The 6,629-nt window shown below is 60.3% G+C and carries 6 protein-coding genes; all 6 read left to right on the plus strand.

Annotated elements, in window-relative coordinates:
• Positions 1-64 precede the first annotated feature (64 nt).
• The 6 genes from H0E84_RS14980 (at position 65) to H0E84_RS15005 (ending at position 6,388) form a co-directional block, all read left to right on the plus strand.
• Complete coding sequence (locus H0E84_RS14980; RefSeq protein ID WP_180677693.1) at positions 65-1,033, plus strand: IS5 family transposase; 969 nt, start codon at positions 65-67, stop codon at positions 1,031-1,033.
• A 342-nt stretch (positions 1,034-1,375) separates the two neighbouring features.
• Complete coding sequence (locus H0E84_RS14985; protein WP_180679454.1) at positions 1,376-1,939, plus strand: hypothetical protein; 564 nt, start codon at positions 1,376-1,378, stop codon at positions 1,937-1,939.
• 56 nt (positions 1,940-1,995) lie between these two features.
• A complete protein-coding gene (locus H0E84_RS14990) occupies positions 1,996-2,418 on the plus strand; it encodes a hypothetical protein (protein ID WP_180679455.1) in 423 nt (140 codons plus the stop codon).
• Between the two features lie 60 nt (positions 2,419-2,478).
• The gene (locus H0E84_RS14995) at positions 2,479-3,405 is read left to right on the plus strand and encodes a hypothetical protein (RefSeq protein WP_180679456.1); all 927 of its coding nucleotides are present in this window, start codon (positions 2,479-2,481) and stop codon (positions 3,403-3,405) included.
• Positions 3,406-4,538: 1,133 nt separating this feature from the next.
• A complete protein-coding gene (locus tag H0E84_RS15000) occupies positions 4,539-5,510 on the plus strand; it encodes a hypothetical protein (RefSeq protein ID WP_180679457.1) in 972 nt (323 codons plus the stop codon).
• 74 nt (positions 5,511-5,584) lie between these two features.
• Positions 5,585-6,388 (plus strand): NRDE family protein, encoded by an 804-nt coding sequence (locus H0E84_RS15005; protein ID WP_180679458.1) that lies wholly within the window; start codon positions 5,585-5,587, stop codon positions 6,386-6,388.
• Positions 6,389-6,629 lie beyond the last annotated feature (241 nt).

Genomic DNA, 6,629 nt, shown 5'->3' on the forward strand with positions numbered 1-6,629 from the left:
GGAAGGTCTGAACAACTCGTCCGTTCCGCGCGACAATAGCGCAACTTGATTGGGACAGCGATCGATGCAGCTGACGTTCGGTGACGCCGAGGGCTTGGGCAAGGGCAAGCGGACCCGCAAGGAGATCTTCCTGGCGGAGATGGACCAGGTGGTGCCGTGGAAGGCGCTGCTGGCGCTGATCGAGCCGCACTACCCGAAGACGGGCCGCCCCGGCCGCCAACCGTACCCACTTGCCACAATGCTGCGCGTCCACTTCCTGCAGCAGTGGTACGCGTTGAGCGACCCGGCGATGGAAGAGGCCTTGTACGACACTCCGGTGATGCGCCGGTTCGCCGGGCTCGGTGGGCTGGACGGCATCCCGGACGAGACGACAATCCTCAACTTCCGGCGATTGCTCGAGACGCACGACCTGGGCAGGCAGATCTTCGAGCAGGTCAATGCGCATCTGTCGCGTAAGGGCCAGAGCTTGCGCGCGGGCACGATCGTGGATGCGACGATCATCGCGGCCCCGAGCTCGACGAAGAACCAGGATGGCGAGCGGGATCCGGAAATGCACCAGACGAAGAAGGGCAACCAGTGGTACTTCGGGATGAAGGCGCACATCGGCGTGGACGAGGAGTCCGGGCTGGTGCACCACGTGGAATGCACGGCGGCGAACGCGGCCGACATCAGCCAGGTCCACAAGCTGCTGCACGGCAAGGAAGGCACGGTACGCGGCGACAGCGGCTACGCCGGCATGGACAAGCGCGAAGAACTGCAGGAGGTCCGGGCGGCTTTCGTGGTGGCGGAGAAGCCTTCGAAGATCCGCGCGATGAAGAACAAGCGCGACCGCCGGTACGCGGAGCGTTGGGAGCAGTACAAGGCGAGCCTGCGGGCGAAGGTCGAGCACCCGTTCCGGGTGGTGAAGCAGCAGTTCCGCCACATCAAGGTGCGCTACCGCGGATTGATGAAGAACACCGGCCAGATGCTGACGTTGTTCGCGTTGTCGAATCTGTGGATGGCGCGCCGGCACTTGCTGCCGGCGACGGGATAGGTGTGTCCCCCGGGCGGGGAACCCCGCCCAAATGCGCCGAAAACGGCGCAACGAGCGTCGCGATGAGAGCTTGTTGACCCCGAACACTGGAATCACTGCGTCAAGCCACGTTGTTCAGATGATCCTTAAGTACCGCGCGATACGCGGTTCAGTCCGCGGTATTCTTCTGGATTAGGCATGGTCTCTATCGGATCGCCGATGGAGGACCGGAGGACGCAAATGTCGACTCGATCACGAGGATCATCAACCGCCATACGAACAGCTACGCTGCACGACGCGGCCATTTCACCAACATCTGGGCCGCGGATGTTTTCGCATCAATCGACGAGTAAGCTTTCAGCCATGAAGAGAATCTTCACTCAATTTGCGATTTTACTCGGATTTACTGCCGCTCAGCTGCTGCATGCCTCAATAGCGAGCGAGAAATCCCTCTCCCCTTCCTTAACCCTCGCTTCTCCGACACTAGAGATTGACTTTCCAGTTAGGGAATCGCTGATCCAGTTCTTCTATGTTCCCCAGCGAGACGAAGAACCTAATATCGAGATCTACTTGTCCTATCGCTCAGGCGTCTGCGTACGAACAGCGCATCTGGAAACTATAGAACCAGAGGGTCGAGCTGCCGAAATTTCATCCGTTTTTACGCTCGATGCAGATGGGGATAAAGAAGGAGACTTATTCATTATCGCGACGTGGCCGATCAATCATGCAGCAATCGGGACCGAAGGCACCTACTACAAAATCTATGCTTATCGTAAATCTGCCGTCGAAGGGAACGAACTGGAGTTCCATAGAGCGCGCGATATCGAGGACAAGCTTGGGTCGGGTCTCGATGGAACCCGGGAAGGCGTAGAGGTCTCCTTCCCCTTCAAAGAGTACGCGTCCATCCGTGCCGCGCTCGCACGCTAGCCACCGGCACCGCCTTCGCCCTGACCCGACACCCGCCCCACGGCGGCCAGGCATTTGTGCCGCTGCACCTACCCCACGGCGCGGTCAACAACCTCGGCAGCGGCATCACCGCCCTGCTCGCCTCGGCCGAACTGGAACGCGGGAGCTACCGCAACCGCTTCGTGGCTGTGCCCGCCGGCACGCCTGTCGCGCCGCTGCCGCAGGACCGCCCGACCGTGCACGGCCCGCAGGCCGGCTTCATTCGCGTGAGGCAGATCAGGCTGCTGGAAAAGATTGCGACCGAAGCCGACGGCACCCGCTGGTGGGAGATCGACGTCGGCACCGGAGACGGCGCGCCCCGGACCGGCTGGGCCCGAGAGAAGGGGCAAGCCAATGTCCGCCTGTGCTCGCCCTGGGGCTGGCCCGGATTCGAGATCGTCAAGGGCGAAACCAGCACACCGGCGCAGCTGTATGCTCGCCATATCGTGCAGCAGGGCTAGGCCACAGCCAGCGAGGAAGGCGAGTCGACCGCCGCGGGCGCACCGGTCGACACCCGCCCGGTGTTCAACAAGCTCTATGACATCATCGACCAGGCGGAGAGCGGGAAGAAGGACGGCCACCTCTCGCCGCATGAAATTCGCAAAGCTCTAGCCAAGCGGTGGCTGGCCCAGGCCATTTCGCGCCTGATCGTCGAACACGAAAGCGAGTGGTCCGGGCCGATGAGCAAGTGGGACGAAATCGACCGGCACATCCCGCAATCGAGAAAAGGTGACTGGAATCAGGAAAAGAAGCGAATCTCTACGCTGAACTGGTGGGACTCTGTCAAGGGCGGCCACGAATTTCCTCGGACGAGTAGCGTACATCATCTTCATCCCGTGGCAATTGTTTCAAACTTCGTAGCTAGGGCCCTGGACTGCGTAACGTACAAAATCTACCAACAAAGTGGGCTTATCGAGATAATCACTCCGAAACATATTAATTCAAACCGTAGAAACAGGGTCCGCTACGTATACATCGACAACATCGGGGCGGAGCACGACATAGGCGAGTACACGTTCACTTCAGCGTCTCGTGTTGGCCCTGGAAATCGAGCGATAAATGGAACGTCGCATCTTGTAGATCTTCGCAATATCGCCAACTACGCAAACGGCGACGTAAAATTCGGTTTCCAATACGACGAGCGTCTCACCCTTCGCCCGTACATCGGGACCATGCCGCTAGCTAGCTTGCTTGGTGCCATGCTAGATGTGGGCTACGAAGACATTTCCTGCAATGGTTTCAGCGACGCCTTGGGCCATTCGATCGGAGGAAGCAGCTCTCACAGAAACGGAATAAATGGAGACTTCAAGTATCTTCGCTCCGATGAGTCCACACAAACGCAACCAAGTCTACATATAAATACCCAGCCAGAACTGATGGATGAAACGAGACAGAACACATTTAATGATGCGTTGTACAAGTACGGATGGCACGGTCTCCTCTCTTGAGAATATACGATAGGAGGTGGAAAGAAGTTGCTAAACCATTCACGCCACTACTCGAATCACCACCACCATTTGTACCTTCATAATTACTCACCAACAACGGTGGAAAGAAATGGGTAGATTGATTTCAATTCTTATCACAACGACGTTCCTACTCACTACACCATTAGGCTGCGCAGCCGAAGTCCGAAATGACTTGGATTGTGGATACTTCCTGCAACGATTAGATGCCAATAAATATGCTTCAGGAGCCACATTCAGCCTGGATCAAGATTATGAAATAAACGGAGAGAACTTTACAAACATATACGAGTCAGTACCATCCATTCAATCGAACTGCCCTCCTGGTGAAATCATCCCAGATTCTCCAGAGTCGATAAAATCTCCATGGGATGCGCCTCCTTATGTCGACGCAAATGCTGGAGTGACCGACGGAACTCCTTGGGTCCAGTACATTTACCCGAGAACCGGAGATGATGGAATCGGGCTAGCGTCTAGCATTGTGTTCTACGACGCTTCAGGACACCCAATTTCTACGAAACTAGCCTCGTCTTACTTGTCTTGGGAGAATGCTTCTACTATCGAGTCCGAAATAACCAGTGGGATAATACGCTACTGCAAGAGATCTATTGAATTCTCAGAGTATGACGAAGACGGAAACATCGTTCGCCAACTTGGCGAGCCGTTGATCTCGGATTGCGAACGATCGTCCGACACATTTCCGTAGATTGCGCATTCCTACATTCATACGCGACCATTGAATCCTGGAATCAATTTTTTCTACGCATTTGGTGGAAAGTAGTAAATGAATGCAGTTGCGTTACTTATGGCTACGTGTAGCGTGGCTACTTGTAGCGTTTAACCGCCTGCTGGCGCGGAACTGTTCGTACCCCAAGAGCTCAGCAGCTCCACGTCTGTTGAAATACGCGACTACAAGCTCTCTTTGCGTGAATCCGATTCCGGAACGCTTGTCAGCGGTAACACCTCGATTGACTTGGTAATTCAGACAGAGACGCCGCATGACCGCCAACTTCGCTCCAGCAGGCCGAGGGCGATATCCTCGCCGAGATCCTCACCTGGATACAGGAGGTGGTGGAAGGCCGCGGCGACTCGACAAACTGGTACGGGAGCTGAGCATGCCCACCCCACTCCTGGCGCAAGAAATCCACCTGCTGGAGCGATACAGCTCGAAGGCGTACTTCGATGCGATGCGGGACGCATGGGAACGGATGCTGCGGCACGCCGAGCGATGTCTCGAGGCGTTCGTCAACAAGCTCCCGCCCGACTACCGCGACAGGCCGCTCCCCGAGCAACCGGACATCGTCTGGGGGGAAAGGATCCTGCCCATTTTCCGGAACACGGCGGACAGCCTCAACAACGCCTATATCCAGTTGACGCATGGCGAGATGCGGGCGCTAGGTGTCGCAGGCATGGTGCACAGCGATTTCGCAGGCTTTTCCCGTGATTACAGCTCGGACTGGATGGACGAGCCGCAGGTTCTGGCCGAGGTCGACGGAGGAAGCGCCGAGTTCTGGCGATGGCTCACGACCGCCGTGGAACACGCCGCGAACATCGAGTTCACCGTGGGGGCGTACTGGACACAGGGAGACCTGAGCAATCGTTACGACCCGGTCGCGCGGGGCACACTGGACCCTCCGCCACTGTGGCGCGCGTATGTGCTTTCGGCGACGCAGACGGCCCAGACCGGCGAGCCCGTCGCCAAGACAGGCATCTATCTTCCGCGGGTCGACGACAGCTGCGCGGCTTTCATGGTCGAAGGGCTGCCCGCCCCGCCTGCGAGCATCGGCTACGATCCCGAGACCATGCAGAACACGTCCGAAGCGGAGTGCAGCTGGAGGCTGGTAGAACGGGCCGCGGAAGGCTCGATCGAAGATGGACTGTCCGATCTCCTGCCCACCGCGGACCCGGCGGGCCAGGACCGGATGGAAGCTGGCCAGACCTGCCCAAGATCCGGCTGGTGGTATTCGCCCGCCCAGTCGGGAGCGCGTCGCCACTTCAATCGTGGCGACACGTTTCCGGCCGTCGAGAGCGACTACGGGGGCACCTTCTGGCTGTGGGCGCAGAACCAGGCTCCACCTACGCTCTAGCCCGTCAATGCGCCCGCCGCGACCGAATCCGGCGCTGGCTGCGGCCGCGACGCGCCTGGACTAGGATGGGGCACATGTGCCTGATCGCCATCGCCTGGAAGGTCCATCCGCGCTATCCGCTGGTGCTGATCGCCAACCGCGACGAGCTCCATGCGCGGCCGACCGCCGCCGCCGGGCCCGATCCCGACGCGCTCCACGTGTACGGCGGACGCGACCTGGTGCAGGGCGGTAGCTGGCTTCAGGCGGCGCGACATGGGCGGCTCGCGGCGGTGACCAATGTGCGTTGCGGCACCGCGCCCGAGGTTGCGCCGCGTTCACGCGGGTGGCTGGTGCGCGACTTCGTGCGGGCCGAGGAGTCCGCCGTCTCCCATGTCCGGGACCTGCTGCCGCGGGCGGACGAGTACGGCCGCTTCAACCTGCTCGCCTGGGACGGCGACGACCTGGCCTTCGCCAGCAACCACCCCGAGCCGATGCACGCACCGGTCTCGCCGGGGGTCCACGCGATGTCCAACGGCGCCTTCGATGCGCCCTGGCCGAAGAGCACGCTTGCGACGCGGGCGCTGGAGGGGTGGCTGGGCGGACTGTCGCATCGCGTCGATCCGTTCGCCGACCACGCGTGCCTGGCGCCACTGTTCGGGGCGCTGGCCGATGCCGCCCCGGCGCCGGATGCGGCACTGCCGGACACGGGCGTGGGACGGGATCTCGAACGCGCGCTGTCGCCGCCGTTCGTCGCGGGCGCGGAATACGGGACCAGATGCAGCAGCGTGATCCTGGTCGAGGGGTCGCGGCTGCTCTTCGCCGAGCGGCGTTTCGGGCCGGGCGGCGCGCCGCTGGGGGAATCGGTTGCGGAACTGATGCTGGCCGGCGCGTCGACGTAGAGGAAAAAGATCGCGCTTCGGCGCACGACGCATAGCAAAAACCGGTCCGGGTGGCCCGGCCGGGTCGTTGCCGATCCAAGCGGAATCGCCGCGGCTTTCGCTGCCATGGGCCGCTCCTACGGAAGAGCGTTTGCCCATCACGCCCGTGTGTCGCCTCCCCCTAAAATCGGTCCAGCGGTAGCTGGAGGTCTCCGGGCACACTACCGCCCAGGAGGCCACCGATGCGCAAGAGCAAATTCAC

Source organism: Luteimonas salinisoli (assembly GCF_013425525.1).
Lineage (GTDB): Bacteria > Pseudomonadota > Gammaproteobacteria > Xanthomonadales > Xanthomonadaceae > Luteimonas > Luteimonas salinisoli.

Bases quoted from the DNA above. Each gene is read 5' to 3' on its own strand.
- H0E84_RS14985 (WP_180679454.1), top strand. From the start codon at position 1,376: ATGAAGAGAATCTTCACTCAATTTGCGATTTTACTCGGATTTACTGCC.
- H0E84_RS14980 (WP_180677693.1), top strand. From the start codon at position 65: ATGCAGCTGACGTTCGGTGACGCCGAGGGCTTGGGCAAGGGCAAGCGG.
- H0E84_RS15005 (WP_180679458.1), top strand. From the start codon at position 5,585: ATGTGCCTGATCGCCATCGCCTGGAAGGTCCATCCGCGCTATCCGCTG.
- H0E84_RS15000 (WP_180679457.1), top strand. From the start codon at position 4,539: ATGCCCACCCCACTCCTGGCGCAAGAAATCCACCTGCTGGAGCGATAC.